Source organism: Paenibacillus sp. RU5M (assembly GCF_900221055.1).
GTDB lineage: Bacteria > Bacillota > Bacilli > Paenibacillales > Paenibacillaceae > Paenibacillus > Paenibacillus marchantiae.
The window spans coordinates 36,793-63,375 of the sequence record NZ_OBQM01000001.1 but is presented as its reverse complement, the minus strand read 5'-3'; the positions used below and the strand labels follow the sequence as shown (position 1 = coordinate 63,375).

Here is a 26,583-nt window from a genome sequence, read left to right as displayed (position 1 = left end):
TTCCTATTATGATACATTACGGAGTTGAAGTTGTGAAGGTTCCGCCCCAATTTGCGGCATTAGCAAGCCCGTGGTTGTGCGTAGGCAAAGTAACAGAGTGAGTATGGTTATTAGACGCCTTACCGTTTAGCGCTGCCCATATTGCATTAATCTCAGACTGTAACCCAACTATGTCGGAGATATTAATACCAAAGATCGAACCGGATCGCAAATAGGTTGCCCCGGCAAAGGTGACTGCCCCTTGCATCCGTATAGGGTTAGAAGTGTTGTTCGAACCAATTATGATGCTATTTCCGTACATTGTAAGGACACCACTATTAGAATAGGAATTAATCTCCCCTACAGATGTTCCGTTTGCATCCCTAAAGATCAGTGCAGCGGCCAAAGAATCATCTGTAGTTGCCATCTGTATCCTGTTGCGTCCACTTGAATCGTAGGACCGGAACCCAGCCGTATCAATCTCAATGCGCCTGCCGCTGTTGGCTGTTTTCAGGACCGAACCAATGATGGTTGAACCGTTGATGGTACCACCATTAATTTGGCCCCCTGTGATGACCGCCGCTGTGATCGTGCCGCTAAACTCCCCGCCAACCGCAACCATATGGCCGGACTCGTTTACAGAGAATGAATTGCCTATCTGGACACTGCCACCCACAATACGTCCACCGGATACCGTCCCGCTGAACACACCATCCGAAGCTTCCAGCGTGCCTATGAATTTGTATTTGCCTGCAACCGGATCGAAGTACAATTTGTCCTGACCATCGGCTTGGAATGAAAGCTTATCACTGTTCAGAATGACCTTGCTCTTATGATCCTCCCGCTCAATGATTAACCCCTCAGTACGGGTGATCGTGGTCCCATAATAGGACTTACCTTCCTTGAGCGCATCCTTATTCAGCTTGTTCACTTGTTGGGTTAGGCTGCCTTCAACGATAAACTCACTCCGCTGTTCGGACACTGACGGTGCTTCCAGGCTCATCTTCAAGCCGCCTGCAAAGGTGAACACCTGGTGTAAGATGATTGACTTGTACTCTACAAGCCCGTTCCATGGAATCTGGGTATCATCCCATGTTGACACGGTATCCAACCAGGTACTGCCCTCCTGCTGGACAAACCCGATGACATCCCCCTGTTCCAACTGAGGATACCCCCGGGCTTCCATCGTCAAAGGCAAATAAGCAAATCCATTCAGTGCTGCGTGAAGGTTGTTTACTTGCGATTGGGTCATGAACGGGTTTTCCAAGTAGAGGGTATGATTCTCATCCCCGGTACCCGCTTCATATTGCAGTTCATCTTCGGTGTTGTACGTCACCACTACACGGCTATACGACTTAACAGGGTTGGTCATTTTGGCAACCACATAATCAGCGGTGGTCATTTCAAATACAGGTTCTTCAGCAGCCGTAAACCGCTTGAATTTCAATGTGCCAGCCTTATCGATAAAAATACTTGCACTATTCGCAGAAGCGATATATTCAAGCACCTGACGCATCGTATAGCCTGCTGGCCCTGCCTGCACCTGATAAGACGGATTAATCACTACGCTGCTGTCGTACGTCCAGCCAAGCCGGTTGCAAATCTCGTTGAAGACCGCTCTTTGTGTGGTCGGATACGTCAATGATGATATGTACGCCACATTAGCCATAACCAGCTTGTCGTAACAGGTATACGTCCAGACATCATTGATCTTCTCCCGATCATCGACAAAGAACTCTCCCAGCGGCAACCAGTCCGTCCCTGAGCCAGTCCAAGTGATGTTCATGTCTTGCCATGGGTACTGTGCTTCTAGCCACGTCATGCCAGCCAGTGACAGGGAGAGGTACGGCACGATACGTGCATTCGCCGGGATAATCTCATTTGTTCGTAACTTAATTGTGAGCTTGGAAGGGATGGCCGTCCCGATCTGGAAACCATCGGTCAGACTCAAGCTGTTTTCAATACTGAAATCCACAATTCTACTGCTATCGTATTCCTCACTGCCCACCAGAGCCTTGACGATAAATTCCCGGTCTGGCCGTCTTAAGTAATCCGTGTAGAGCGGCGATATTGGATACATCTCATCACCTCTCTGTCAGCGTCAATTTGAGTCCATTCCAGTACATGACGCCGCCACTCATGACGCTAAACGGTGCAGGCCGATTACCGACATACATCCGTTTGGTTTCGTGTTTGCCTGTCATCGGATCTGGGAACGTGCAATCAAAAAACACATTGGACATGGATTGGAGAATGGAGGACATTTCTGCCCAAGTCAGCATCCCCCAAGTCATGTCTATCTGCCGTTTGACTGCTATCCGGTCCCGGTTCAAGGTACCATCTGCAGTACGCACGGATGAATTCGCGTCATCCAAGTCAAGTACCGTCACCTGATACGTGGAGGGATAGGCGGCAATCTCTTGACCATTAATTTTGATTTCCAATCTGCATCCCTCCTATGTCGTTAATGGCGAACGGCCTTGTCGCCTTGTAATGTCGTTTATGGCAGCAACAGTAGCACGCCCCAGCTCCGTACCATTAAGCTGGATAACGGTCTGCTTGTCTCCGTTTCGGATTGCGTCCAGAATTAGGAGCAAGATTTCCACCATCGGCTGATTATTCCCGCTGATCATGTCTTGTAGCTTGGACAGCGGCGATACAACTTCTGGGTCAACGGATGCTCCCCGGTTATCCCCGACCATGGCAAGTGTCGGCCCGTAGGCCAAACCACCCTTCGCCAGTTTCGGTATCTTCGGTATCTGCGGTACGCCAATGGAGCCCCCGCCCACCTTCTGCCCAAATACCTCGAATTCCGGAATGCTTACGCTCAGGCTGTTAAACCCTTCAATGACCTTGTTAATACCGTCTATGATCAGGTTCAACGGAGCTTTAACCAAGCTGTACAAGGAATCGAATATCCCGCCAAAAATGTCTTTAACGCCTGTCCATGCCTTTTTCCAGTCTCCGGTGAATGCACCTGCGATAAAGTCAATTAAACCACCCAGAGTTTTCAGCAGCCCCTTGATGATGCCGCCTACGCTCTCGATGACCGTTGTCACGATATTCAGGATAATGTTAAATCCCTTCGTGAAGCCTGGGGCCAGTTTATCTATGACATAACTGATCAATGGCACGATGAACTTGTTGTAGATGTCCAGCGCAGCATTAACCAGTTTCATGACCACTTCCCCGACTTGTTTGATAATGTCTTTGAGCGTGCCATCCCAAATTTCATTAAGCTTTTTCAGGAATGGTTCAATGATCGGTTTCAGGATATCGTCCCAAAGTTTCTGGAACAGGTTGCGGGTGTTCGTCATGAACTCCGTTAACTTTGCAAGCAGCTCCGCACCGTATTTGTTCCAAAGCCCCTTAATCGTCTCCAGCGTATCCAAGACAATTTTCTTGATCAGATCGAACACAGGCTTGAGTACCGTATTGTAAATGTCATTGATCATCTTGACAGCCCATTCAAACGTGTTGGCTGCTTCCTTAAAAGCCCAGACCAACGTGTCCGTGAACACAGGTACCAGTGTATCAACAACCTTCGCTGCAATAGGGATGATGAAGTCATTCAAGGCATAATCCACAAAGGGCTTTATCGTACCATTCAGCAAGTCAGAAAAAGATTTCCCAATCTGCGGAATGATGTCCAAGAACAAATCTCTGAACTGCTCAAGCGCTGGATTAAGTGTGCTGTCCCATAGATCGTTGATATGGTTGACTGCATTCGTGAACGTCTTGGTAAACGTATCAATGGCCCAGACCAGTGTATCCGTGAAGATGGGTACCAGCGTCTCAGCCAGAACCGTAGATACCGGGATTGCAAAGTCATTCACCATGAAGTCTGTAAAAGGATTGAGCGTTCCATCCAGCAGGCTTTGCAGGGCCGCCGCAATTAACGGCATGTTGGTGACAAAGGCGTTCTTTACCTTCTCCAGACTTGGCAGCCATACGTTTTCCCAAAGCTTAATGGACTGATCCGTGGAATTCCGGAATGTCCGGTCCAAGAAATCAAATGTCCATACGATCTGCTTGGCTATGACAGGAGCGAATGATTTCACGAATCCAGTCACGATTTTAGGAATGAAGTCACCCAAAATGTACTTCGCTACCGGAATGAGAACTTTGTCTTTCAGGTCCAAGAACGTCTTGCCCATATTGGACACCGATTGCCGGATGGGCACCATCATATCAATGAACGGTTGCAATGCTGGCCGCATCTCACCCCAACCGGAAGAGATATACGCCCAGGCTTTAGAGAACCGCGATTTGACATCTTCGAGGAACGCCGCAACCTGTTGTTTGATTGGATCGACATCAATCGAAGGCGTGCCCAAGTCCAGGTCACCGAACCCAGCCATTGCACCCAGACCACCAATTCCTTTGCCAGCTCCTGCGGCTTTTGACCCTGCATCATCCAGAGCAGAAGCTGCCGATTGTGCCAGCGTATTGAGCTGGTCGAATCCGGCCAAACTGCCCTTCATGTCTTTTCCGGCTTTCTTCGCCTTCTTGCCTGCCTTCTCGGCAGCTTTACCTGTATCTTCTACCGCAGGAGCTGCCGCCGCCGCTGCATCACCCATGCCGCCCATCGCATCCGTAGCCACAGTTATTCCGGCACCGCCTGCATTTACAGCGTCACCGAATACTAATTCCGTGAATGCTTTAAAATAGGCTGCTGCAACCTGTAATTTGGCTATGATCCAATTGAGCCCTTTCAGGATCGGCGTCAAGATGTTAATGAACCCCGCACCCATGGTGCCCTTGAAGATGTTCCACTGTTCCGACATCATACGGACTTGGTTGGCCCATGACTGGCCGTTACGGGCAAAGTCACCCTGAGCATCAGCCGTAACCTGTAACAAGTAGCCGTACCGGAGCATGGCCTGTTCTGATTGCGTCATGGCTAACCAGGACTTTGTAATGCCCTGTGACATCGCGTAGGCTTCCATGTTGACCACGGACATGTTCACACCCAATTGCTTGAGCGGTTCTGTCTCACCGACCATACCGGAGAACACTTTGTAATACGCTTCGTCATTCGTGATGTTATAAAAAGAAGCCATGTCAGCAGATAATTCCGTCAACCTAACGGACATCTGTTTCATGGCTTCACCGGAAATACCGGATGATTTCAGCATGGCACCCATGGTGGATGCATATCGTTTACCGGACAGCTCGGACAGACCGAACGACTCGATCAGGTTCGATGACCAATTGTTAATCTGGTTTGTCATTGATCCGAACGTGACGTTAACCACGTTCTGGACCTCTGCCAAGTCGGATGCCAGATTTATGGCTTCCTTACCAAACTCTTTTAAGCTATTGACAGCAAAGGCTGCGGCAACAATCCCGCCCAGCTTCTTAAACGCTCCACCCACCATATTCGTGGCGGTACTGGATATACCGTTTAGCTGTTGTTGAAAGGCTCCGTAGTTTAAGCCCAAGTCTAAATCTACGCGGCCTGCGCTTGACATCTACTCACCCCCAAACGCCCGGGCCATTATGGCCTCCAGACTCTTCATGTCCTGCGCGTACTTCTGAGGGTTTTCCAATTGTTTATCTGACTGCCGTTTACGCCAATCGTTATAGATGCGGCGCTGATCTGCGTTGAACCCTTTAATGGTCTTGGGGTCTTGCTCCGCCCGGATCGACACAATGCTTCCCAGCGGTGTATCTGGCATAAGGCCCCCGACCAGAGTACAGAACTCTTCCCACGGCATATCCCCGTGTTGGCGTATGCGGATACCATATTGCTTGGCAAGACTGGCTTCAATCAGTCCCCAATCTTCGTACAGGTCATACCATCCATCAGGACTGGACTTCCCGCTGAAATCGCGCATTCGCTTCCTCATAAGTGATGTTCATCATTGCCGCAAGAACTGCCGATGCCAGAACCATGATATTTACCATGCTCATCCCCTCGACATCCATTTCCTTATATGCCTTCTTGCCAAACGCGCCTTCCAAGGCTTTAAGGATGCCAGCAATCCCACCCGTTGCCGCTTCTTCAAACGACAACATGGCTGAAATACCGTTATTGACCGGATACAGCTTGTCCCCAATCTGAATGGATGGCAGCTCTTTAGAAAATTTATCTGTGATATTAATAACGTTTGACATGGATGAATCCCCCTTGGTTTATGAATTATGGTGTAGTTGGTGCTTTCACAAATTCCGGCTTGCCGTCAGACAACAATTCAAATTCCAGACCATCAATGTTCGTCGCATCGCCACCCGCAGGCGTGGTCAAGTTAATGACACAATCCATGGTCAGCTTCGCACCGGATGGCATGGTCCATTCGAAAATCGTTTCTACCTCTTGCCCCGTACCAAGCAGCAATCCCGCAACGTAATCATTACCGGGGTCTCCATAGTTACGTTTACCTGAAAAGCTGAAAGACAAGGATTTGCCTGTTACCGCACGTCTTGTCCAGCCCCCTTGGTCCATCGCGCTCCACTCTTCGGTGTTGCCATCAATGGCTGGAGCGAAGTTCTCCAAATCCTTGATCGTTTTCATGTCCGTATCTGTAGACTCACGGCCCTTGATACCAACTTTGAAAATATTGTTATGAACCGGAAATACGCCTGTTGTCGCCATTCCATTCCCCTACCTCTCGTAATAAATCGTTGTCTCAATCACATATTCATAAATGCCTGCATCGTCAGTACCCACATCAATCGGCCATGGCGTGCGCATTTCAAAAGCAATAACGCGGTGCCCTGATATATCACCATCAGAACGACCAAATAGCGCAGCATAGACCTCATGGGCCTTACGCTCCGCTGTATCTGCATTCTTGGACCAGTGAACCAGGATAGATATGGACTTGCTGGCATAGCTGGTGTTCTCCAGCCCTCCGATGGCAATGTAAGGTTGTCCGGTGTTCAGGTTGTAAATCCCAACGGACTGTTCCTTTTTCCCATCGATCTTGCCAATGTACCAATTGGGGGAATCGATCTGCGTTTTCAGCCAATCCCGAATCTCGGACAGCATCATTTGATAAAGCCACCTCCGAACTTCTTGATCAGCTTTTCAAACGTCTTACGAATCCAGCCCTTCTGTTCCTTCTGCCAAGCTTCCAGCCACAACCCTTGGGCGTTTGAGTTCTTATCTCGCCTGAAATTGTATTCTGGGTGCCAGTAAAGTCGGCGTGCATACGGCGTGTCATAGACAATCTTCACTTGGCCCTTTTTCAGCCCGGTTTTGTCTACCCAGGCGCTTCGTTCCAACTCACCCGTTTGCTTCGGCACAACACCCGCATTGGCAATCTCGGTCAAGATGCTTTGTTCCTTCCCGTTTACTACAACCTCAAGCGCTTCAATGGGGGCTTTGGACAACTTTTGCATAGCCCTGGGATCCATCGTCACTTTCACTTTCATATCAACTCAGCTCCAATTCCGTAGAAAAGACGCTGCCGTCAGGATGCTGCGGCCGTGATGCACTGAATATGATCCGATCAGCACCACCGACCCGGACAAAGCCCTCAATCAATTTTCCTGGCAGGATATCCCCGCGAAGAATCACTTTGCCGGACAGTGTAACCAAACGGCGCTCCTTATCCAGCTTCTGACGCATCTGCTCGTCATAACAAGCAAGCCCGTCAAAGATTAATTTCTCGACAGGCTCCCCGTCTTCTGACGTCTCTGTTCGGAACACTTGAACCGGTGTATTCAAAATCCAATGTGGAAACGGAAACTTCCCCCGCATCAGCATAACCCCCTATTCATCAACCCCGTGGCTCTCAGTAGGCTTGTAACACCTTCGGTAGTCTTAACCCCTCCGGGGCCGTCAACGGCCTTAAATGACACGCTCACGCTGCCTGTGGAGTATCCAGAGAGAGGGAAGTCCAAGTAATCACCGTATTGGTATTGAAAATCCGCTTGCTGGCATACCGCTTTGACCACGTTCCCCCGCTGGAAGGCTGTCAGACCGTCCAGTTTGCGTTGTACGATGCGATTATAGGTAAGACTGTCTATTTGGTCGGATGCCCGACTGAGAGCCTTATTCAAGTCCTCAGCCGGAATCACGCCGTCCCCATACAGTTCATACTCTTCTGCCGTTACATATGACATGCCATCACCTACTTGTCATCAGGTGTCGCTTTGGCTTTAGTCTTCGGAGTTTCCGTGTCGGCAAGCTGCTTCTTGAGTGATTCGATTTCCTTGTTGGCGTCATCCAACTGGGTTTGCAGCCCCGTCAGCGCTTCCGGTGTACCGGAACCAGATGCCGCAATCTGCTTTCTCAAATCCTCATTCTCTCTTACCAGGGCTTCGTATTCCTTCCAAGACACCTTTTTGCTTGAAGCGTTCTCTACTACCTCAAGTGTATTCCCCGACTGTTCAGCGATATCGTAGCCGAGTTTAAGATAGGTATCCCGGTCAGCATCGTCAATCTTAAACTGTGTATTTCCCTTTACTGCAAACAACATGTGATTTGCCCCTCTCTATTGGCTGTTATGTTTAGGCTTGAACGTTCATTTGGATTGCTGCCGCTTTGCGCTCGATCAAGAACAGATCCGTGTAACGGCGGTTTTGGTACAGATAACCGTCACCCTGTGTATGGGTGCTTGGCTCATGCAGATAAATTGCACTATGTTTGATCGGCGCCAGAACACAATCAGGATGAACCAAGATCAAGTTAATCTGTTTTGCACCCACACCAGGAAGAGCGCCATTCGTAAAGTCATAAACCGTCTTCATACGGCTGGAAGGTACGGATTTCAACACAACCTCATCCAAGCTGCGTACTGCCCGGTCAATAACTCCACTGTTCTGACCCACGGTTACGATCTGGCGAAGCTTCTCAGCGGATTTCAGCAGCTTCATATAGGTTGGCGTTACATACATGATTCGGCCTTCCTGCGGCACCTCTGCCTCGTCCATGTTCATCATCATTTCGTCGAACACTTCCAAGGCATTAGCAGCATCCAAAACGGTTGTATCAGGTGTGTAGCCCATCGCCACATAGTCTGCATACATTTTGGAGAAGCGATATTTATCAAGCTCAGGAATGGCCTGTTCCTTCTCGAATGTAGCTGTCAGATTAGCGGCAGAAAGTACCTGGTTCGTTTCATCTACGTCCATAGCGTCAATGAAAAACTCAACGTCACGGTCAAATCCCAGGGTCATCGTTTCAAAATCATTGCTGACTGCCTGACGATTCCAACCCCCAGAACGGTTATGGTTCTTGTACCCCGCTACATCCAAACGTGGTACTTTGATCGTTTTGTTATTCACCCAGATCGCATTTTGCGTAGTCAAGGCATCGGAAGCCAACTCTTTCGTATACTTCTGCTGCAATGTTGTCAAAAAACTTTCTACATAGTTGAACGCCATGTGTTCATCTCTCCCTTAAATTAGTAAATTGGTTTATTACTTCGTTTCAGCAACGCCGAAAATACTTGCCAGTTGATCGTTCGTGGCTTGCCCAGTTCCTTGCCCTGGATTACCTACACGGAAACCGCCTGCACCGCCTGCTTCATCAGGCTTGAACAAATAGGCATCCGATGTTTGAAGCCCCTTCAATTGCTCATCCAGCCCAACCACCTTGCCGTCATCGCCAATAACCAACTTGGCCTTATCGATCATGCCCGTAACCACCTTCTCGTTATGGACTTTTCCGTTAAGCGCAGCAGAAATTGCATTGGTCAGTTTCAGGTCTTGCAGATCCGTTTCATACTGCTGCTTCGCCGTGGTATTCTCACCTTGCAGCCGTTCAATCTCTTTCTTGAGCCCCTCGCTGGCATCAGCGGATTTTTTCAAATCTTCCAACTGTCCATTGAGCTTTTCGCGGTCTTGCTCGGCCTGTTTCTTTGCTTCGGTCAATTCGTTGTATTGCGATTTGGGAATAAAATGTTTTGGAAGCTCCTTGCCTGCATCCGTTACGATCCCGTCAATCTTTGAATCATCCAATCCCGCATTCTTCAACAACGTTTTCAGCCAATCCATATATCATCAACCTCCATAGATTTGTATAGCTGCTCTCCAGCTAAGGGAGTTAACCGATATGCTCCGGTTATTGAGCGGTGAGCCCCAAAAGTCTCATTTGGAGCCCATAGAAAAAGCACCCTCTGTGTAAGAAGGTGCTAATTAGGCGGTATTCTGAGTTTTTCACGTTTGGAATCCCTACGTAAGTAATCATGTTCTCTCAGGTGTATCCTTATCTGAGCTTGCCACTGCCTTACCTTGGCCTTGTAATTCGCTTGGTTCTCTTCATCCACGCTACCCGCTTCCAAGCGCTTGTACTTGCGTATCTGGCGTTCCATGTACCGCTGCTTCTGCTCTGCTTGATAGTTGGATAGGGCTTTCTCGTCGTCAACTGGCTTAGGCAATGAGCTGGTTCCCACAATGAACGTGGTCATATTATGACGACAGTTCGGATGGAACAAGCCCCCGGCAATGGCGGTACTCAGTAGCGGATACTTACCATCTGCAGCCGATCCCCCGGAATACACATCGTCAATGAACACCTTGCCCTGATAAGGCAGACACAGCTTCGAACAGTTGCCGTGTGAAGATATGACCACGGTTCGAATGCCCAGTTGATCCCGTTTGGCACCCTCTCCGGCAAATACAGCACGCTGGGAAGATGTACGCAACGCCATTTCCGCATAAGAAGCAATATTCACCCGCCGTCCATTGGCATAAGTGATATTGTCAAAGCCCTTTTCCAAAAACTCCTTCGTTGCCATGTCTATAGCCTGATTCAGCGAAGCAGCTCCACTGTTCAGGTATACCTGGCTCTTATATATGGTCTGTCTGTACACGTCATCTGCTTGTCTTAGCATGGCATGCCGGGCAATTTGCAGATTGTTTTGTGCAGCATCAGCCAGAGCGTTAACCCGCTTCTCGTTGATCTTGAAGAAGCTACGGTCTGAACCATCTTCAACTTCGATATCCGGCTTTTTGCCTGTGATCTTGTTCCACAGGCTCTTTACCGTATCCTTTACCCGGTCAGCCCCACGCCGCCAGGAGCCTTTAACCTCTTCCTCGGCTGCCTTCTTCACTTCTGGTTCATAGCGTTTGGATATCTGCCGTGTCTCTTTACGGTACTGCTGGATGTCTTGCAGCTTGCGTTGCTGCCACTGCTCCCACTCCTTGCCTTCCTCTTCTTCGGCAAGCTCATGACGTTTCAGGTTGCGCTTCATGGACTTGATCAGATCCATTTCCATGTCAGAGAAGATTTGACGGATGTCATATCTCTTCTTCATACCTCATCCTCTTCTGGATCGCCTTCGATTTCAGTATCAGGCGGGTCATCCCGCTTTAGAGATGGTTCGTCTAAAATGTATCCTTGCTCTGCCTTCAAAAGCGCAACCTCAGCGGCCTTCTCATCCTCCGTCCAGGTGTCACCATACATTTCTTCCACGGCACGTTCTACGCTCATCACACCGAACGTCCGGGCCTTGCCCACCGTCTCTACCACGGCGTCAAAGGATGGACTGGCATATTCTCCGAACTTAACCGATACTTCATACTCGCCTGCTGCCCGACTCTGCATCGTGTCATGTACCTTCAATACCGTTTCTACCAGACGGGGCAACACCTCATTCAGCGCATCAATGATCTTTCCGCGGGTATACAGCGTGGCTTTCTCCTTCTCCCGCTGCGCTTCTGCATTGTCGGTCTTCTTCAAGTCAATGCCCAGCGTGGATGGCGACATAACGCCCTGTAAGCACATGTCCAGTGCGCTGGCATAGGACCCCACGAATGCTTCATACAGGATTTGTGGTTGCAGCATCGTGATTTGGTCTTTACCGTCCTCAGCCATGGAGCTACCAATCTTGATGAACTGATTATCAAATGGGTTGGCACGCATTGGAGCCCCCGTTTCAGGGTTCTTCGGAACCAAGTCGTCTGGGATGTACTTTTGCACCCTCCCGGCTCGGATCGCGTCCCACCATTGACTGACCACCTCATCCAATGCGTCAAAGTTGTCTGATTTGCTATCGAATAGGGATTTCCCTCGCCCCTCCCACTTGGAGCTACGGAAGAACATGAGCGGCACAGCCATGATAAACTTGCCATCGTATTCGATGTTCGCCAGTGCTGCCGTCTCAGGCAATACAGTAAGCGGCACGCCTTTTCCGTAAGCGTCATAAAGCTGATACCGGATGTATCCACGTCCATAGGTTTCTTCCAAACGGTAATCCTTGCCCTTTAGTGTGTAGTCCGTTAAGAAAACAACTTCACTCAGCCTGCCCCGGTTCCGTCTATACTCCACCTGATCCCCGCTGTAGAACTCAATAATGGGGTATTGGGTAACATTGGTATCCACGGTGATTTTATACGCTCCATCCCCAGCCACCAAAGCGTCTATGATGTTCTGCCCTAACAACTCATCAAACGCATTGTCTTTGCTGATATCGTCCCATGCGGTTTCCTTATCCACCTCAACGGCTTCCAGATCAGCAACGACGATATCCGATAGACGCTCCGCAATCATGGCAGGCATTCCGGAATGGATTTTCCTAATCGCCATGTTCTGGCTGGGTACCGCTGCCCAGAATCTTGCCTTACCCACTGCATCCGTTCCGGTCTGCTTGTAAAACTGATCCAGCTCAGAAGCATCACCACGGAACCATAAGCGGTTACGCAGTACATTTGTCCGATATGATAGCGGCTCAGTGATGTTTACGATTCGATTCTCCGGCGCTGGGTTAATACGCAGCATTTTCATGACCATATTCTTGATCCACCCCATTTCTATACCTCCAGTCTCTTCTTGAACGGCTGAACGGCGTATTCGCTACTATCCAAGCAGTCCACCGGGTAACTTCCGTCATCCGTCCGCACCCATTCACCTTTCTGGCGCTCTGTCTCGTCCCATGTGGCGTTCTCTATGGCTTCAATCCAATGTTTAAGATGGGCCATGATCTTGTACCGCCCTTGGTTCATTAGAGCATTGGTTAACCTGATCCGGTCAACAATTCCTTCTTTCTTGTAAGAGGGCTCAACTTTGATGTAGATCCCCCTGCGCTTTAACTCATTAGCCAGTGCTTGCCGGAACAGCTTGTCAGCAGATTCAGCAAAGATATGGGCATACGACAAAAAGGCCGGATAGGTTTCCGACCACTCGACTATCTTCTCAACGATCTCCTTGGCGTAACGGTCATGTGTGTAGCCGTTCTCCTTGCCCTGCTTGTGGTAATAGCCATCCATCAGTATAACCGTGCCATATCGCGGCGTGAATCCAGTTAGCGTGGCAACCGTGGCGTCAGTGCCCCCAACGTCTATCCCAATAGAAAACTCAATGAACCGTTCTTTCCTTAGCTGTTCCCTGGTAATGATGACATCCTTGACGGTGTACTGCGTGTATATCCGTCCTGTAGCTGCTGTTCGTTCACCCTTAATCTCTGACTTGTACCACAGACTGGACTTGTCATACCTAGCCAGCATAATCTTCAACCGTTCATCTGGAATGCTAAGATTATCAAAGACTGTGAAGTGAGCATAATTGTATCGTGGATTCTCACCACGCTTAAAAGCTTCGTCCTGATAATTCAGAAAATCACTATAGAACCAATGGGCCGGGGGTTTGGGGTTAAGATCAAAAAATAACTGTTGGTTTGAACTGGCTAAAGTACGGTCACGTACCTCTTGGACAAAAGAAGGGTGGCACTCGTTGACCTCTGTTACATAGGCCGTTCCGAAAGAGTTACCCTTGATCAGTGCGGCATTGTTTGCCTTGCCCCCACCAGCAATAATGACGATCTTCTCGCCTGTCTTGGTCTGAATGAAGAGTGCTGCACGGTCCTTGTATTCACCTTCCCGGCAACGTCCCTTGAACAACCATTGAAGTCCGAACCCGTTCGAGTCAATGGCGTTCATCTTCGCGGCTGCCATGCTCACCCCAGCGACCAAGTGAAGCTTGTCCGGGTGAACCTCCAAGCACATGGCATAGGCAATCAGGTTAATGATGTTCTTGCCTGCACGCTTGCCGCCCTCAGCTACGTTCAGCCATGAGTCCTGGCAACGTCTGATATATTCCGCCTGCTTCGTATTAAATGGAGCATATGGAATTAGGGCTGTGTCAGTCATTGTCTATCACCCGCTCCGGCACAGGATTGTTAATCAAATCAGCCAATGCGGTAATTTGCTGGTTCAGGTCAAGCTTGCTGTTATCTGGAACCTTGCCCCGCATAACGGCAATACTGGCCTTGATCTGCTCCAGACGTTGCTTCTGAACCTCGTTCACCTCATCGGGGGAAGCCATCCGCAAAACATCCTCATACTTCTTAATGGAGCTACCCAGGGCCGTCCATGCAGCAGCCATGGCTTTCAGGCTGTTTGCTGATCGATCCCAAGCAAACTGGAATTCGTATTCCTGTTCAATTGGTATTTGTTCAATGTTGGGTTCCTTCTTGGTTCCCGTGTTATGGACTTCAAACTTCTGTTTTTTGAGTTCCTTAATCATCTCATCCTTGCCCGTTACGTGCTGGATCTTCAAGGCACGTATGATATTCGTGAGCTGGATGCGTATGCCTTCCCACAAGATGTCCAACGTGGAAAGCTCGGCTGTCGTGTCATAAATCTCTTGCGTTTCTTCGTCATCTGGCAGAAACTTACGGAATAGCCCATGCTTAACGGCCTTGTCATTGCCGTATGGCCCGCCGTGCCCACCTCTATTGCCTACTGCGTTCTGATTGCCCTTGGGCGCTCCCGGGCGTGGCTCAGGTTGCTTTTCCCATTCATCAAGGCTTTTCCATTTACGAACAAGACCAGCGCTGATTCCAAGCTTTTCGGCAATCTCTCCTGGCTTCATTTCCTTGCCACTGGCGAACCACATCGCTAATGCTTTCTTGCGGTCCGGGCTTCTCTCTCTCGCCATTACATAATACACCTCACCCCTGACATTCGTTTATGCAATATTTATGCACAGACATGTGTTCAAAACCCTGAGTTTTGTACATATGTACTTTCCCACAACCACGCCGAAAACCCTGATTTGACGGGCTTTTTGACAGCTAACTGAATTGTGCGGATATACATAGTTTATGCATAAACCCGAAAACCCGCGTCATTACTGGATTTTTCGATTTTGCCGATTTTGATTATTTCCCGGCTTATTGCCCTCAAATGGGGCGTTTATTCATCGTTTATACAGCCATAATTGAGTCGGTTTTCTTAGAATCAGTCTAAATAGACAGACTTCTAATTGTTTTTCTTCTTCAACCAACACAAAAATAACCCAAAATAGGGTCATTATTAACCATTTTCTGGATCAGGACTGAAACATAAATACAATAGTGTTTCACTCGGTTTAGAACTGGCAATCATCGTCATTTCAGATTCGAAAGCCATTTCTGTAATATGAGTGCAACGAACGCCATATTGTGATGCACTAATATTAACGTAACAGCATAATTGCTCTGTCCATCATGTCCTGTGTCAGCCCGATATAGTCCAATGTTTCCCTTGGATCGCTATGCCCGAACATATCCATTAGTAACGCAAGGTTCTCGGGATTCTGCATGTAAAGGCGGTATGCCCATGTCTTCCGTAGCGTATGACATCCGATCTCTTTTAGGCCAAATTCCTTGGCTGCCTTATTCAAGAATCGGTATGCTGTTGTCCGGTCAATCGGTTGTTTCCGCATGCGGCTAACTGTCTTAACCTGACGGCTAGGAAACAGGAAATCCATATCCTGCATGGTGGAGATATACTTGTCCAGATCCTGCCGAATACTTGGATGGATGATGAACCGCTTGGCATGTTTGTTTTTCTGTTCAACCAGGTTAACGTGTGATCCCTTTACATCAATAACCCTCAGCCTGCATAAGTCAGATACACGCAAACCGCTGTAGATGCCAATACAGAAGAACAAGTAATTCCGTAAGCTGCGTATCCAAAAATAATCCTTCATGCCATCAATAACCCGTTCATCTCGGATCGGTTGGACTTTTTTCATGTCACCACCTCACTGAATTAACAGCGGCTGCGTGCTACCGCAAGAACCGGCTTACGATTGATTACTTGATGCTTGAGCGGGAGACTGGCCGGAATTCTCGGCATCTTTAGAGGTTTGATCCTCTTCACATCGTGTTCGTTCAGCTCCTGCGACTCTTGCACCCTTAACCAAATCTTCTGCATTTCGCGGATCGCTGCGCCAAATCGGTTAAACGCATCCCACAAGGCATCTGCTGCGGCTGTAAGAGCGGTTTTAAGAGATTGTTTCAATTCATTACTCACTGCATCGAACGATTCATTCTCCTTCAACCTCAACACCGTCCTTTATGGTCACTTTCCAGCCGCATTTGCAACTTCGATGGAACAGGTTTTCATCAATTTTGATGGTTCCTTCTCCATTTCCTACATAGGTGTTTCCACAATCAGGACAAGCCGTGTACTCATGCGCCAATTCAAGCGCTGTTGCAGCATCCATTTTGTTTTGCCCTCCTTTTTTAGACACAAAAAAAGCCGCCATTAAAGGCGACTGTCTTCCATGTTCTAAATCTATTGAAATTTCTTGTACTCACTTATGAAATGATCCCAGCGGTCGTTGTCTACTTTCTTCCCTACTTCACCTTTTTCTTGATCTGGGAAGAAAACAACCCTATTCAAAGGATCGATCCTTGTCACTTTGCGAACATTCACAACTGATTCGTCAGAAATCACTACAAATCCCGGCGTGTTAAGTACACGTTCCATTTGTGCTTGTGCAAATTTGTCATCCATGTTGTCATCCTCCTATGGGCAATTGGAATACATCCCAATCATACCCACTCATGGACACGCTATCAATGGAGATTTTTAGGCAACATACAAAAGAGAGCAACGGCACTTAACCGTCACTCCTCTTGTTTGATGTGTACAGGATTCGAACCTGCCTGCCCCGCATTCGCCGTTCGCACCACATCAAGTTAGCGACCTAACCCATGATCATTCGCCAGTACCGCCCGTGACTGGTAGCGTCACCCCACACCAATGCGGTATTCCCTATTCAGATCCCTGATAATCCAGACGGTCGACCTGAACTCCGTCATGGATGTTTGGCCTTGCCTGGAATCGAACCCGGCTTATACCAATAGGCCATAATATAAAGTAGCGGTGATCATAACCGCTTTTCCCCGCACACCGCACCCCTGACGATTCACGTCTAAGGATATCAATCCCACAGCACGGTCGAGTCCTGCTGGGATAAGGGGTAGCAGGGACACCCGGGCAAAAGCCCTATGTCCCTACTTTAATTTGCATTAACCGTCATATGATTGTCATGATACAGTCAATTTACCGTCAATATTTTAAGGTTTATATGATTCCGCAATCTTTCAGCGTGTTGGCAACACATCTAATCCCTTCGGTAATGCGCCGATCTACTGTTCTTTCACTCATCACACTTCGAAAATTAATTACAGTGTGCTTCCATTTCCCGCCTTTGATGAACCGATGTTCAATAATTCGTCGGGCTTCATCGTCCTTGATCGTGCGAATTGCCATGTCTACCACGCTGATTTTCTCATTGTAGGCATCATATTTGCCTTTTTGCTCTGGCGTCAATACCCTCATTGTTTCAAACACGCTTTTGCTTGCCTTCCATTGGGGGTAATCTTCGCGGAGCAACTTTATTGTGGCTTCGGCATCCTTATCAGTGGCGCTCGGAAACAGTTCTAATTGTTCTACAGCGTCCATATGATCCCCCTTTTGCACTATACTACATATAATCATCAAGAGTCGCTTGGCCTTCTGTGACCACTTCCGAAGCATCTTGAATCAGTCCTTGGTCCAACCATGATTTTGGTGCGTTTTTCTTGTACTGCGGCCAGATCGGTTCCCCGGCTCGAGAGCGTGTAGGGTTCTGGCTCTCGGCTTTCTCGGTCCATGCCCATTGGGTACGGGCTGTTACCGTATCGTTACTCATGAGCTGCTTCACCTTCCTGCTCTACTGGCTTATTCTCATGCAACCATCTGTAAATCACCTTTAAAGCCGCGCCTGCCCTGTCTGGTGTTCTTGCCATGCTCAAAATATCCGTCACTTGCATTAACAACCGTATGGAGCTGGTGCGCTTGTTCTTCTCCTCTTCAAGTTCCTTACGAAGTTGATCGTTCTCAATGAACGAATCTTCCAGCTCATCCATCAGCATGGTTGGATAGGGTGTTCTGGCTTTTGCCAGCTTCCGTTTTACATCAATTATGCTTTTCATAGCTTATCTCTCCCCTTTAATTTCTTCGCAGGCCAATTCTGCGGTACCGCCACGGCATTTATAGATAGGGGTTGGTGTGTTTACACCCCGAAACGCTCTATGCACACTTTACGTTCGTCTATGAGTCTGTTCCTGTATTAACGTTATGTCTTAACTTCGCTCTATCAAAATGGTTTTGAAGATCCTCGCGACTTCTCACCGTGTAGTGCCGTGCAGCTTGAGTTTTTATTACTGACCGAATTTCACGTTTGCCCTGGCTGAATTCATGAAGCAGCCCCAGCCGGACAACGATTTCATGTAGCACACGCCATTGTTCGTTGGCTTCCTTGGCAAGGCGGCGCGTTCTTCTGTTCGCCTGATACTGACGCATCAGTTCTTCCGGCTCCACCTCTTCTGGACCAAGAAACTCGAATGCATGTGATAAATCCGTGGCTTCACCATCACAGAACCCAACACAGGTTACCGTATTATCAAATTGAGCCTTGATATGCTTGACCAATTCATGAAGCTGGCTTGCTGCATCTTTAGGCGTCATTACCGTTGTGTCGTCCATGCTCCCTGTCCTCGCTTTCCTTGAGCCGTTTACATAGCCCATCGTATTTTTCCATAGCGGGTATCCGGCGTGGATCGTCAGGGGCAAGGGCATCAAAAAATGCCGCACCCTTTATCATCCGTTCCCGCAAACGTTCCTGATAATAGCTGACCAATTCACGAAATATCCGGTCGAAGTGATCCAATATTTCATCCTGAGTCTGAGCTATACAACCCTGACTTTTCAGGCGGGTGAATGTGTGTTCGTCAATGTTGCCGTTTTTCAACGCATTTTCCAAATGGCTGATTAAAATGATCTGATACCGCATGATGAGTCTTACGTTGTTTTCAATCTCCAAATGATCTGCTGTCACATTCACACCGCCTTTCTGATCAGTCGTAATGTATCCGTGCTATATCTACAAACTTGCTGAAATTCTTCATGTACACCATTTCCGCGACCCCTGTTCCTGTATTCCGGCCCTTGGCAACGATGATTTCCACAATGTTTTTCTTCTCTGTCTCAGCGTTGTAATAATCATCCCGGTACAAGAAGTCAATTTCATCCGCATCTTGTTCAATCGAACCGGACTCCCGTAGATCAGACATCATCGGACGCTTGTCCTGCCGCTGTTCTACGCCCCTACTGAGCTGGGACAGCACTTCTACCGGACAATCGTTGTCCCGTGCAATCTGCTTCAAGGAACGGCTGATATAGGCAATTTCCTGTTCACGGCTTGAGAATTTTTTGCCTGGATTGATCAACTGCAGATAATCGATTTGAATGTAGATTTCGCCGTATTCCTTCTTCATCTGCTTTGTCTTGGCTGCTATCTGTTGAATAGTAATCCCCGGTGTATCGTCAATTACAATGGGTAAGGCGTCCAGAAGCATTCGGGCGTTTGTGTAATCCCCCCATTTTTCCGGACTTAACAGTCCAGTCCGTAGCATAGTTCCGTCCAGATTGCCTATGTTTGCAATCAATCGTTCACCCAATTTCTTACCGGGCATTTCCAAACTGAATATCCCAGTGGTAACGCCGTGATTAGCTGCCGCCTTTGAGTTGTTAAGCATAAAGGCCGTTTTCCCGACACTGGGCCTAGCTGCCACAATGATTAAATCCTGCTTCTGCCTGCCGCCTGTGAGTCTGTTCAGATCTGAACCGCAAGTGGGCACGCCTGTAATTCCTTTGGATTTGCTTCGTATGTCCAAATCGTCATCATGACCATCCATGACTTCACTGATTTTCACCATGCCGCGTTCGGATGGGGAACGTTCGGACAACTCTTCTGCCCCTGCCTTGATCCCAGCAATCACTTCGAGCGGGTCGGAAGACTCTTCAAGCAATCGGCGCTGTTCATCCAGCATCCGCAGCCCTTGGCGCTTTACTCCCAATCCTTGAACACTCGTGATGTACTCCCGGGCGTTTGATATGGTCGGCACAGCTTCTGCCAGCTCTCCAAGGTACGTCAAACCGATCACATCACCTGTTATCCCTTTGGCGTTCAAATGGGTGTACAAAGTGATTACGTCTATGGCCTTTTGTCCTTCATGAAGCTCTGTGATTGATTCAAAGATAGGTTGATGCCTTGATGAGAAATCCTCTGGCGTTAATAGACCCGTTGCAAGTGCTGCCGTATCCGGTGTTCGATCCAGCAGAATGCAACCAAGCACAGCTTGTTCGGCTTGCGGGTTGTACAGGTTATTCATTTGCTCCACCATCTTTCAAAAGCGGTACCGCATTCTGTTCCCATGACTCCATCAGCCGGAATCGTTCATGTGTCTCTGCCCGAAGGATCTCATTCACCGTGGATGTATTCGCCCGGATTTCTGCTATTGTTGGCGGCCACTTCGATGTCTTGATATGTTGCGTCAAACTCCGTTGTGCAGATTCATAAGTCACATCGTGAAGCATTTGTTCCCATAGTGTGACCATTTCGTCAGTCAGTTCGACCGTGGGGTAAGCTGTAACCACTACCGCCAAAATGCTCAGTACCTGTTGATTGTCCATTCCGTGTATCCTCCATCCGTCTTTGTAAAAGAGACTTGTTCCGACTAGACCGGGTGTTGCTTTGATCACTCGCTACCGGAACAACTGCTGTAATCTTCGGTGCTTCTGTGAAATCGGCATATCTTTCGTTCTTCGGGTTTAAAAAGGTCGAACCATGCATGATGAAATTGCTTTCTGTTCGGTTGATTGAACAATGTTGTGCATAGTGCTGAGAACATTGGATTAAAAGTTCGGGTTTGACTTTTTCTTTGATTGCTCTATCCCACATGTTTTGAGCTTGCTTTTTTGCGACCTTTTTCGGGTATGAATTCCAGAACAATTCGAAATCCAAAATGACCATATCTTTAATGTCTTTATCTTTTAATGTCTTTAAAGTGTCTTTAAGAGCCCCGGAGGCCGCGCCCTGTATGGGCTCAAGGGGTGTCACGGTTACTGTTTCAGTAACTGGCGGTTCCTGTTTCAGTAACTGATTTCCGTTTTCGGTTACCGTTTCAGTAACTGAGTCTTCTTGAATCGGTTCCTGTTTTGGTAACTCTTCCGCATCTGGCGAGTCCCCGTTTTGGTAACTTTCAGCAGCCGGATTTCCTTCCAATCCCTCATCCTGTTCGGTTCCTGTTTCAGTAACCTGTTTTTTTGTTTTTTTAGCATTTATTAGATTGGTGTGAATCAGCTCATCGAACCGATTGCTATCCCAACCTTTAACTGGCGATATCTGCCAATAGTCATAATTTTCGTTGAACCGATATTCATTGTTGTTCCGTGCTATTACTTTGCAGTTCTCAAGATGCTTAAGTTCTGCACCTATATGACCTTTACCAACGCCACACAAGGCAAAGTCTTTTAACATGGGTATGATTGCAATCTCTTGGTTGCAGCCATAAGATAAGCGCCAGATAAATAGCAAAATATCCTTCTGGCGCTTGGTAAAATCACGACGAATGACCTCGTCCCAAATCTGGTTGGCAATCCCTACAAAACCGTTCTTCTTGCGAGAGTCGGTCACACGTCTCACCTACTCTTCCTTTATTTCAAATTGATCTTGCGTACCGAAGGCAGCAGCCAGCAAAGCCCGGACGGCATCACCTTTGGGCTGTTCCTTATCACACATCCGACGAATGAACTGAGAGACAAATTCATATAATTCATCACGATCTACATACTCTAAATAGGTCATCATGGAAGCCTGAAATCCGGTGCTCCAAATGTCATATGTCCACCACTGGAAGCGCATGTGATGGTACTTTCCTACAAACTCTGAATCCGGTTTATATGGGCGAGTAAGAGAACGAATAAGTTCGTGACTAACCGATTCAACGTCAACAACCGTATCCTTAGATCCCAAGTTGCTCACCCTCCCAATCGTATTGAGCTGAAATGACTTCGAATCCCTCAATACGAACCGGTTTGCTATACCAGGTATGGGTGGCTTCTGAACCGCTGGGCCAAGCCATGATGGAAGCTGTTTCATTGGCTGAATCGTACATAGGCGCTACGTTAATATTTGTCCCTTCTACCTGCGGCAATCCGCGGATAGCATCACAAACCAAGCCCAATACATATGTCCATACATCTACTTTATTTTTTAACGTTGCACGTTCACTGATATATACATGAAAGTTGTTCAGGACCGGATATAGGCCCTTGGATTGAATGCTTGCAGCCAATTCTTGAACCTTTGTTTCGCGGCTTAATTTCGCAAAAGGAACAGCCGTTTTCATATTGTTCACCCCTCAAATTTGGGGGCAGCCCTTGCGCTGTTCGAAAACATGGTGTTATAATCAGCGCGAAGGGATGCCCCTTTGATTTAGGTTGCCTTAACGACCCCGACCAAGAGATGTTAAGGCGAACCGTGAATGATTATCTAAGATGACTAACAGAAGCTGTGTACGCCGATGTAATGGCTGACATGGCTTCTTTTTCGCGCACATCAACAATAGCTAGAACCTTGGTGATATCCTTTTGAAGCTGATCCCTCGGATAATCTTCCTCAGTGCTGGAAATTAAGATAATGTCCAGAAGCTCCTTCTTCATTTCCCAATATGCCATCAGTTCCGAATGTTGTTCTCCAGTCATACCGATCTACCTCCCAAAAATATATTGTCGTGATCATTCAAAAACGGGCTTAAAATAATCTCTTCGAATTCATGCAAATCATGGAAAATTTCCCGAATCGCTTTATGGATATCCTGACGCGTAAACATGTCGTCCGTGCCCATACATTGAATTAGTTCAGCAAGTTTCAGCTTGATCTGTGTAATTTGAGACACTTCGTTAAAATCAGTTGATTTTCCTGAATTGCGAGCCTTGTTAACTTCGCTTGCAACACCAGAGTAAACGTGATTGCAATTGGTACCATAGCACTGACAAAGACTTACGAATTCATCTATGGCTGCATGACTGGCATCAATCTCAATTTCGCTAATTCTGCTTTCTGTGATCCCGGTTTTACGAGCCGCATCCTTCAACGAATAACCGAAGTTCTCCCGCGCTTCCTTCAATGTCAACTTTTGAGCAATAGAGATTCCGTCAGATCCCTTCATTGCAGTACCTCCGATTGTGTTTGGTTCTCAGGAAAAATGTTAGCGCGATAATCATCATTAGCCATGCAAAGAGCATCGCGAAGTTTTTCCACATCAGACGCACGTTTCAGCCATCCAGCAGCACTTGCAGGGTTATCACCTTTCTGAGTCTGAGCTAAACCTTTCAATTCAGACTGAACAGACAATTCCTCAAGAGAATCAAACACGTCAAGCATGTCGCAAAAATCAAGAGTTCGAAGAACGGCTATAAGTGCAATTTCGTTTAGTGATAATTTCATATTACTTAGCTCCTTTAGATTGTTTTTGGATGTTACGTACGATGATGGCATGCTGCATAGGGTGACCGAACCAGATTCGAGCAAGTTCTGGCAGATTCATAGTTACTTCACCACCTTGAGATTAGGCTTGTTCGGTACCATGTCAACAATGTCTCCGTATTCATCAAGCTTAGATGTGAATGTCTGGATTGGTTTGCCTGTAATCTCTTCCAAAATCCCAAACGTATCAATCATGTCTTCGCCAGTTTCCTTTTTGTACTTGTCCATCACCGAAAACATGTGATGCATGAAGATGTCCATCAAATAGCAATCTTGTTCATGCTCAATTTTTTCTATGAAGATGATTTCCTTGAACGCTTCGTAATCGATTTTCTCAGGGATTCTGGAGTATACTTCCTTAAAGATTTTGCGTCTGCTGCCATCCCACCACTTTAGGCTTTTATCAATAGTGATTACCTGTAGCAGCTCATCTCTTGTGATCGTGGAATTTTTGAAAATAGCTTCAATCTGGACCATGAAGTCGGTCTTGCTACCAGTCAAAGGTTCATCTATGATTTTTTTAAACTGCTTCCAAAAGTCCAACGTCTGCCAGACTAATAAGCCAGCTTCCGCGGAAGCATTATCACTGCAATGTTCTTTCGCATCTTTTCCAATTGACTTGATTTCGTCCAGCAGTACATGCCCTTCTTCTTTCAAAAGTCTAAATTTAGCTAGAACCTTGATACGCCGTCTTCCGTATATTCTCAATGCAGCAAAAACATTGGTCGCCTTATAGGACGGAAGCGCAAGCATGGTGTCGATATAATTCGTGAACTCGCGTTCATCTTCACTACCTTCGCCATAATAATCAACCATTTCACGTTTAAAAACCTCGACATCTTCTTTGGAAACTTTTCGCGCCCAGTATCCGCCAGCAACTCGCCCAATTTTGATGTTATAGTCTAACAATTCGATGTCCAGCTTGTTTCGTTCTACTGGGAATTGCTCAAGGAATTTGTTTGCCTTAACTACCCAAGCGTTCATCTGTTGTTGAATTTCAGCTCTTTTCATATTGTTCATCCCTTCAATATTTGTTTTTTATAGACAACCCTATTTATTCAACCCAACTCTTTTAAGTAGGATTTCAAATTTAGCAGGAAAGTAATGTGGCGCTGTTTCTCTTGGGTTGTTAGGACTAATCAAGTTTTTACCAAACTCAATGCCTTCTTCCGTAAGAGATTTGAAATATTTGACACCACTTCCTCGTGACGGTCTTTCCTTCACTTCCAATAATCCTTGTTGGATGAGAAGTTCGTTAAAGGTCTTAGCCCCAATTTGTAGCCCGTATTCTTTCAGGAGCACTGTTGCAGACTTTGTATCCGGCTCATCGGCATAGGCTGGCAATGGAATGTTAAAACCATGTTGCTTGTTGAAGTCCCCCAGCATCTTTAACCTTCCGCTTTCAGGCAAACGTAAAATTTCAGCGGATACACCAAGCATGTGTGCTTCCTTCTTGAAATGAGTTAGATCAGGTTCAGCAATTCCAGGTCTTTCATATCTTCCGGTCTTCTGAATAGATGGCAGCATTTCTTCATACAGGAAATCTTGGAATGGAATTGCCCTAGGCTGTCCAGACTGACCAAGAACCCGATTAAGTGAAAGGTTAGATATGAACTTTTCACCTGCATTGTTCATTTTTCGGATATGGCGATTCACCATGTCTGAATTCTTTACAAGGTAAACATGTTCGGTTTTACAAAACTTTAAAACTTCGTTTGTAGCGGATGCACCTTGATATTCCAGACCAACCGCTACGTCCTTGGCCGCAATGATGAAGTCCCCTACAAAATCGAAGTTAACATCCTCCGGCATCAGAATTGTGATTGATAGTTGTCCTTCAAATAACACCATTTGGTTTCCGCTCATTTCCTCGCTCCTTCTGGTTGGTAATTAGCTGATAACTGATCTCTCTTCCATTTATCCAGCGCATTGGAACTGAACAACAACTTTCCTCTCCGACTTCCTTTCCCGCCAATTTTCATATGAGGCAATAAGTTTTCAGCACACATCCTATAAAGGGTTACTCGTGAAATTTTAATGTGAGCGGCTGCTTCATCAGCTTCTAATGTTCTATCTTCCGATTCGCTTAAATGTTTGTTTGCTATTTCATTCAGAACTTCGGGCAGAATTATTTTCGCTACACGTTTTGCTAAATCATTTAGAAAGTCATCAGAACTGTTGCTCTCAATCATGGAACACCTCCAATTGATAATTAAATTATCAATAATAGTAAAAAAAATGCATATCAAACAAAATTATTGACGATAATATACTTATCAATTATAATCGTAATAGATAATATTTTTATCGCTTTGGGCATGCTAAGTAACTTTGATTTTGTCAAAGTAATCAGGAAATAATTCTTTTTCGGTTTTGCCAAAGTGTTGTGCAATTCGGAACATCAAATCTCTACCAGGAGTAAAGGTTCCGTTTTCAATCATCCTAACATAGACAGTCGAAATTTTTAACTCAGAAGCAACTAAAGCTTGAGAGCCGATTTGTTCGCGACATTGCCTAAACAGTGAACGTTTAGCAGCCATCAATTGGTGCACCTCCTTTATGTACTTCTGATTATATTTGATAATTTAATTATCGTCAACATATTTCGATAATATTTTTATCAAAACTTTCAGGGGGTTGTCAGATCATTATGAAAATTGGAGACAAATTAACTCAATTAAGAAACAAAAAAACATACACCCAAGATCAAATGGCAGAACTGTTAGACATCAAAAGAGCACGTTATAATGCATGGGAGAACAATATATCCAAACCCGATATCGAAATGATAGCTAAACTGGCAGCAATCCATAACGTTTCTGTAGATTTCCTTTTAGGAGTAGAGCAGAATGCAGATGGAAAAATCATCCCTCCTTGGGCAACTCCTAAAGACAAGCGGGATTTTAAGAGAATGTTAGAAGAAGATGAAGAAGTCATGTTTGATGGGGTTCCAATTGCGGATGAAGACAAAGAAAAAATAATTAGAGTAATGGAAGCGATGTTCTGGGATGCCAAGAAGAAAAATAAAAGAAAACCAATAGATGACTAACACGGGGGAAATA

Annotated in this window: 39 protein-coding genes; 1 reads left to right on the top strand and 38 read right to left on the bottom strand. The window is 46.8% G+C overall.

The window, feature by feature from the left end:
• Positions 1-16: 16 nt before the first annotated feature.
• From CRO25_RS00405 to CRO25_RS00220, 38 genes are all read right to left on the bottom strand, one after another.
• Positions 17-2,059 carry a hypothetical protein gene (locus CRO25_RS00405; protein ID WP_079694191.1) on the bottom strand — a complete coding sequence of 681 codons (2,043 nt, stop codon included), beginning with the start codon at positions 2,057-2,059 and terminating at the stop codon, positions 17-19.
• 4 nt (positions 2,060-2,063) lie between these two features.
• Positions 2,064-2,423: a DUF6711 family protein gene (locus tag CRO25_RS00400; RefSeq protein ID WP_079694192.1), complete on the bottom strand. Its 360-nt coding sequence runs from the start codon at positions 2,421-2,423 to the stop codon at positions 2,064-2,066.
• A 12-nt stretch (positions 2,424-2,435) separates the two neighbouring features.
• Complete coding sequence (locus tag CRO25_RS00395; RefSeq protein WP_079694193.1) at positions 2,436-5,453, bottom strand: hypothetical protein; 3,018 nt, start codon at positions 5,451-5,453, stop codon at positions 2,436-2,438.
• A complete protein-coding gene (locus CRO25_RS00390; RefSeq protein WP_256863575.1) occupies positions 5,454-5,819 on the bottom strand; it encodes a Gp15 family bacteriophage protein in 366 nt (121 codons plus the stop codon).
• Positions 5,788-6,099, bottom strand: coding sequence for a hypothetical protein (locus CRO25_RS00385; protein WP_079694195.1), 312 nt, complete (start codon positions 6,097-6,099; stop codon positions 5,788-5,790). Before CRO25_RS00385 ends, CRO25_RS00390 begins: the two co-directional genes overlap by 32 nt.
• 25 nt (positions 6,100-6,124) lie before the next feature.
• Positions 6,125-6,577: a phage tail tube protein gene (locus CRO25_RS00380; RefSeq protein ID WP_079694196.1), complete on the bottom strand. Its 453-nt coding sequence runs from the start codon at positions 6,575-6,577 to the stop codon at positions 6,125-6,127.
• A gap of 9 nt (positions 6,578-6,586) precedes the next feature.
• Positions 6,587-6,976: a minor capsid protein gene (locus tag CRO25_RS00375; protein WP_079694197.1), complete on the bottom strand. Its 390-nt coding sequence runs from the start codon at positions 6,974-6,976 to the stop codon at positions 6,587-6,589.
• Positions 6,973-7,359 carry a hypothetical protein gene (locus CRO25_RS00370; protein ID WP_079694198.1) on the bottom strand — a complete coding sequence of 129 codons (387 nt, stop codon included), beginning with the start codon at positions 7,357-7,359 and terminating at the stop codon, positions 6,973-6,975. The genes CRO25_RS00375 and CRO25_RS00370 overlap by 4 nt, the downstream gene beginning before the upstream one ends.
• Position 7,360: 1 nt before the next feature.
• Positions 7,361-7,687 carry a hypothetical protein gene (locus tag CRO25_RS00365; protein ID WP_079694199.1) on the bottom strand — a complete coding sequence of 109 codons (327 nt, stop codon included), beginning with the start codon at positions 7,685-7,687 and terminating at the stop codon, positions 7,361-7,363.
• Positions 7,687-8,052, bottom strand: a complete 366-nt coding sequence (locus CRO25_RS00360; protein ID WP_079694200.1) for a hypothetical protein — start codon at positions 8,050-8,052, stop codon at positions 7,687-7,689. The genes CRO25_RS00365 and CRO25_RS00360 overlap by 1 nt, the downstream gene beginning before the upstream one ends.
• 8 nt (positions 8,053-8,060) lie before the next feature.
• Positions 8,061-8,408, bottom strand: coding sequence for a hypothetical protein (locus CRO25_RS33145; RefSeq protein WP_179132091.1), 348 nt, complete (start codon positions 8,406-8,408; stop codon positions 8,061-8,063).
• Between the two features lie 31 nt (positions 8,409-8,439).
• Positions 8,440-9,315, bottom strand: a complete 876-nt coding sequence (locus CRO25_RS00350) for a capsid protein (protein WP_079694201.1) — start codon at positions 9,313-9,315, stop codon at positions 8,440-8,442.
• A 36-nt stretch (positions 9,316-9,351) separates the two neighbouring features.
• On the bottom strand, positions 9,352-9,927 hold the full coding sequence (locus CRO25_RS00345; RefSeq protein WP_079694202.1) for a phage scaffolding protein: 576 nt from the start codon (positions 9,925-9,927) through the stop codon (positions 9,352-9,354).
• A 137-nt stretch (positions 9,928-10,064) separates the two neighbouring features.
• Entirely contained in the window at positions 10,065-11,189 is a 1,125-nt protein-coding gene (locus CRO25_RS00340) for a phage minor capsid protein (RefSeq protein WP_079694203.1), read from the bottom strand.
• Positions 11,186-12,682, bottom strand: coding sequence for a capsid protein (locus tag CRO25_RS00335; protein WP_079694204.1), 1,497 nt, complete (start codon positions 12,680-12,682; stop codon positions 11,186-11,188). Before CRO25_RS00335 ends, CRO25_RS00340 begins: the two co-directional genes overlap by 4 nt.
• 2 nt (positions 12,683-12,684) lie before the next feature.
• Positions 12,685-14,019, bottom strand: coding sequence for a PBSX family phage terminase large subunit (locus CRO25_RS00330; RefSeq protein WP_079694205.1), 1,335 nt, complete (start codon positions 14,017-14,019; stop codon positions 12,685-12,687).
• A complete protein-coding gene (gene terS, locus CRO25_RS00325; protein WP_079694206.1) occupies positions 14,012-14,809 on the bottom strand; it encodes a phage terminase small subunit in 798 nt (265 codons plus the stop codon). The genes CRO25_RS00330 and terS overlap by 8 nt, the downstream gene beginning before the upstream one ends.
• Positions 14,810-15,328: 519 nt before the next feature.
• Positions 15,329-15,889 carry a tyrosine-type recombinase/integrase gene (locus CRO25_RS00320; protein ID WP_079694207.1) on the bottom strand — a complete coding sequence of 187 codons (561 nt, stop codon included), beginning with the start codon at positions 15,887-15,889 and terminating at the stop codon, positions 15,329-15,331.
• 17 nt (positions 15,890-15,906) lie between these two features.
• Positions 15,907-16,206 carry a hypothetical protein gene (locus CRO25_RS00315; RefSeq protein ID WP_143813172.1) on the bottom strand — a complete coding sequence of 100 codons (300 nt, stop codon included), beginning with the start codon at positions 16,204-16,206 and terminating at the stop codon, positions 15,907-15,909.
• Entirely contained in the window at positions 16,184-16,390 is a 207-nt protein-coding gene (locus tag CRO25_RS00310) for a DUF3797 domain-containing protein (RefSeq protein ID WP_256863576.1), read from the bottom strand. Before CRO25_RS00310 ends, CRO25_RS00315 begins: the two co-directional genes overlap by 23 nt.
• A gap of 44 nt (positions 16,391-16,434) precedes the next feature.
• Positions 16,435-16,656 (bottom strand): hypothetical protein, encoded by a 222-nt coding sequence (locus CRO25_RS00305; RefSeq protein ID WP_079694210.1) that lies wholly within the window; start codon positions 16,654-16,656, stop codon positions 16,435-16,437.
• Positions 16,657-17,229: 573 nt separating this feature from the next.
• Entirely contained in the window at positions 17,230-17,610 is a 381-nt protein-coding gene (locus tag CRO25_RS00300) for a hypothetical protein (RefSeq protein WP_079694211.1), read from the bottom strand.
• A 22-nt stretch (positions 17,611-17,632) separates the two neighbouring features.
• Positions 17,633-17,839 (bottom strand): hypothetical protein, encoded by a 207-nt coding sequence (locus CRO25_RS00295; protein ID WP_079694212.1) that lies wholly within the window; start codon positions 17,837-17,839, stop codon positions 17,633-17,635.
• The gene (locus tag CRO25_RS00290) at positions 17,832-18,122 is read right to left on the bottom strand and encodes a hypothetical protein (RefSeq protein ID WP_079694213.1); all 291 of its coding nucleotides are present in this window, start codon (positions 18,120-18,122) and stop codon (positions 17,832-17,834) included. Before CRO25_RS00290 ends, CRO25_RS00295 begins: the two co-directional genes overlap by 8 nt.
• A gap of 118 nt (positions 18,123-18,240) precedes the next feature.
• Positions 18,241-18,675: a hypothetical protein gene (locus tag CRO25_RS00285; protein WP_143806510.1), complete on the bottom strand. Its 435-nt coding sequence runs from the start codon at positions 18,673-18,675 to the stop codon at positions 18,241-18,243.
• Positions 18,647-19,027 carry a hypothetical protein gene (locus CRO25_RS00280; RefSeq protein ID WP_079694215.1) on the bottom strand — a complete coding sequence of 127 codons (381 nt, stop codon included), beginning with the start codon at positions 19,025-19,027 and terminating at the stop codon, positions 18,647-18,649. The genes CRO25_RS00285 and CRO25_RS00280 overlap by 29 nt, the downstream gene beginning before the upstream one ends.
• Positions 19,028-19,046: 19 nt before the next feature.
• Positions 19,047-20,375 carry a replicative DNA helicase gene (dnaB, locus tag CRO25_RS00275; RefSeq protein WP_256863577.1) on the bottom strand — a complete coding sequence of 443 codons (1,329 nt, stop codon included), beginning with the start codon at positions 20,373-20,375 and terminating at the stop codon, positions 19,047-19,049.
• A complete protein-coding gene (locus CRO25_RS00270) occupies positions 20,356-20,664 on the bottom strand; it encodes a replicative helicase loader/inhibitor (protein WP_079694217.1) in 309 nt (102 codons plus the stop codon). Before CRO25_RS00270 ends, dnaB begins: the two co-directional genes overlap by 20 nt.
• Positions 20,594-21,676 (bottom strand): replication protein, encoded by a 1,083-nt coding sequence (locus tag CRO25_RS00265; RefSeq protein ID WP_256863578.1) that lies wholly within the window; start codon positions 21,674-21,676, stop codon positions 20,594-20,596. The genes CRO25_RS00270 and CRO25_RS00265 overlap by 71 nt, the downstream gene beginning before the upstream one ends.
• Positions 21,677-22,006 (bottom strand): hypothetical protein, encoded by a 330-nt coding sequence (locus CRO25_RS00260; RefSeq protein WP_079694218.1) that lies wholly within the window; start codon positions 22,004-22,006, stop codon positions 21,677-21,679.
• On the bottom strand, positions 21,996-22,382 hold the full coding sequence (locus CRO25_RS00255) for a hypothetical protein (RefSeq protein ID WP_079694219.1): 387 nt from the start codon (positions 22,380-22,382) through the stop codon (positions 21,996-21,998). Before CRO25_RS00255 ends, CRO25_RS00260 begins: the two co-directional genes overlap by 11 nt.
• Before the next feature lie 139 nt (positions 22,383-22,521).
• The gene (locus CRO25_RS00250) at positions 22,522-22,737 is read right to left on the bottom strand and encodes a hypothetical protein (protein WP_079694220.1); all 216 of its coding nucleotides are present in this window, start codon (positions 22,735-22,737) and stop codon (positions 22,522-22,524) included.
• Complete coding sequence (locus CRO25_RS00245) at positions 22,734-23,204, bottom strand: helix-turn-helix transcriptional regulator (protein WP_079694221.1); 471 nt, start codon at positions 23,202-23,204, stop codon at positions 22,734-22,736. Before CRO25_RS00245 ends, CRO25_RS00250 begins: the two co-directional genes overlap by 4 nt.
• Positions 23,201-23,482 (bottom strand): hypothetical protein, encoded by a 282-nt coding sequence (locus CRO25_RS00240; RefSeq protein ID WP_079694222.1) that lies wholly within the window; start codon positions 23,480-23,482, stop codon positions 23,201-23,203. The genes CRO25_RS00245 and CRO25_RS00240 overlap by 4 nt, the downstream gene beginning before the upstream one ends.
• 102 nt (positions 23,483-23,584) lie before the next feature.
• Positions 23,585-24,532 (bottom strand): hypothetical protein, encoded by a 948-nt coding sequence (locus tag CRO25_RS00235; protein ID WP_079694223.1) that lies wholly within the window; start codon positions 24,530-24,532, stop codon positions 23,585-23,587.
• A 39-nt stretch (positions 24,533-24,571) separates the two neighbouring features.
• Complete coding sequence (locus tag CRO25_RS00230; RefSeq protein ID WP_079694224.1) at positions 24,572-25,387, bottom strand: Bro-N domain-containing protein; 816 nt, start codon at positions 25,385-25,387, stop codon at positions 24,572-24,574.
• The gene (locus CRO25_RS00225) at positions 25,384-25,713 is read right to left on the bottom strand and encodes a helix-turn-helix domain-containing protein (protein WP_079694225.1); all 330 of its coding nucleotides are present in this window, start codon (positions 25,711-25,713) and stop codon (positions 25,384-25,386) included. Before CRO25_RS00225 ends, CRO25_RS00230 begins: the two co-directional genes overlap by 4 nt.
• A gap of 129 nt (positions 25,714-25,842) precedes the next feature.
• Positions 25,843-26,061 carry a helix-turn-helix transcriptional regulator gene (locus CRO25_RS00220; RefSeq protein ID WP_079694226.1) on the bottom strand — a complete coding sequence of 73 codons (219 nt, stop codon included), beginning with the start codon at positions 26,059-26,061 and terminating at the stop codon, positions 25,843-25,845.
• A gap of 110 nt (positions 26,062-26,171) precedes the next feature.
• Here CRO25_RS00220 and CRO25_RS00215 point away from each other — a divergent pair, with 110 nt between their 5' ends.
• Positions 26,172-26,570: a helix-turn-helix domain-containing protein gene (locus tag CRO25_RS00215; protein ID WP_079694227.1), complete on the top strand. Its 399-nt coding sequence runs from the start codon at positions 26,172-26,174 to the stop codon at positions 26,568-26,570.
• Positions 26,571-26,583 lie beyond the last annotated feature (13 nt).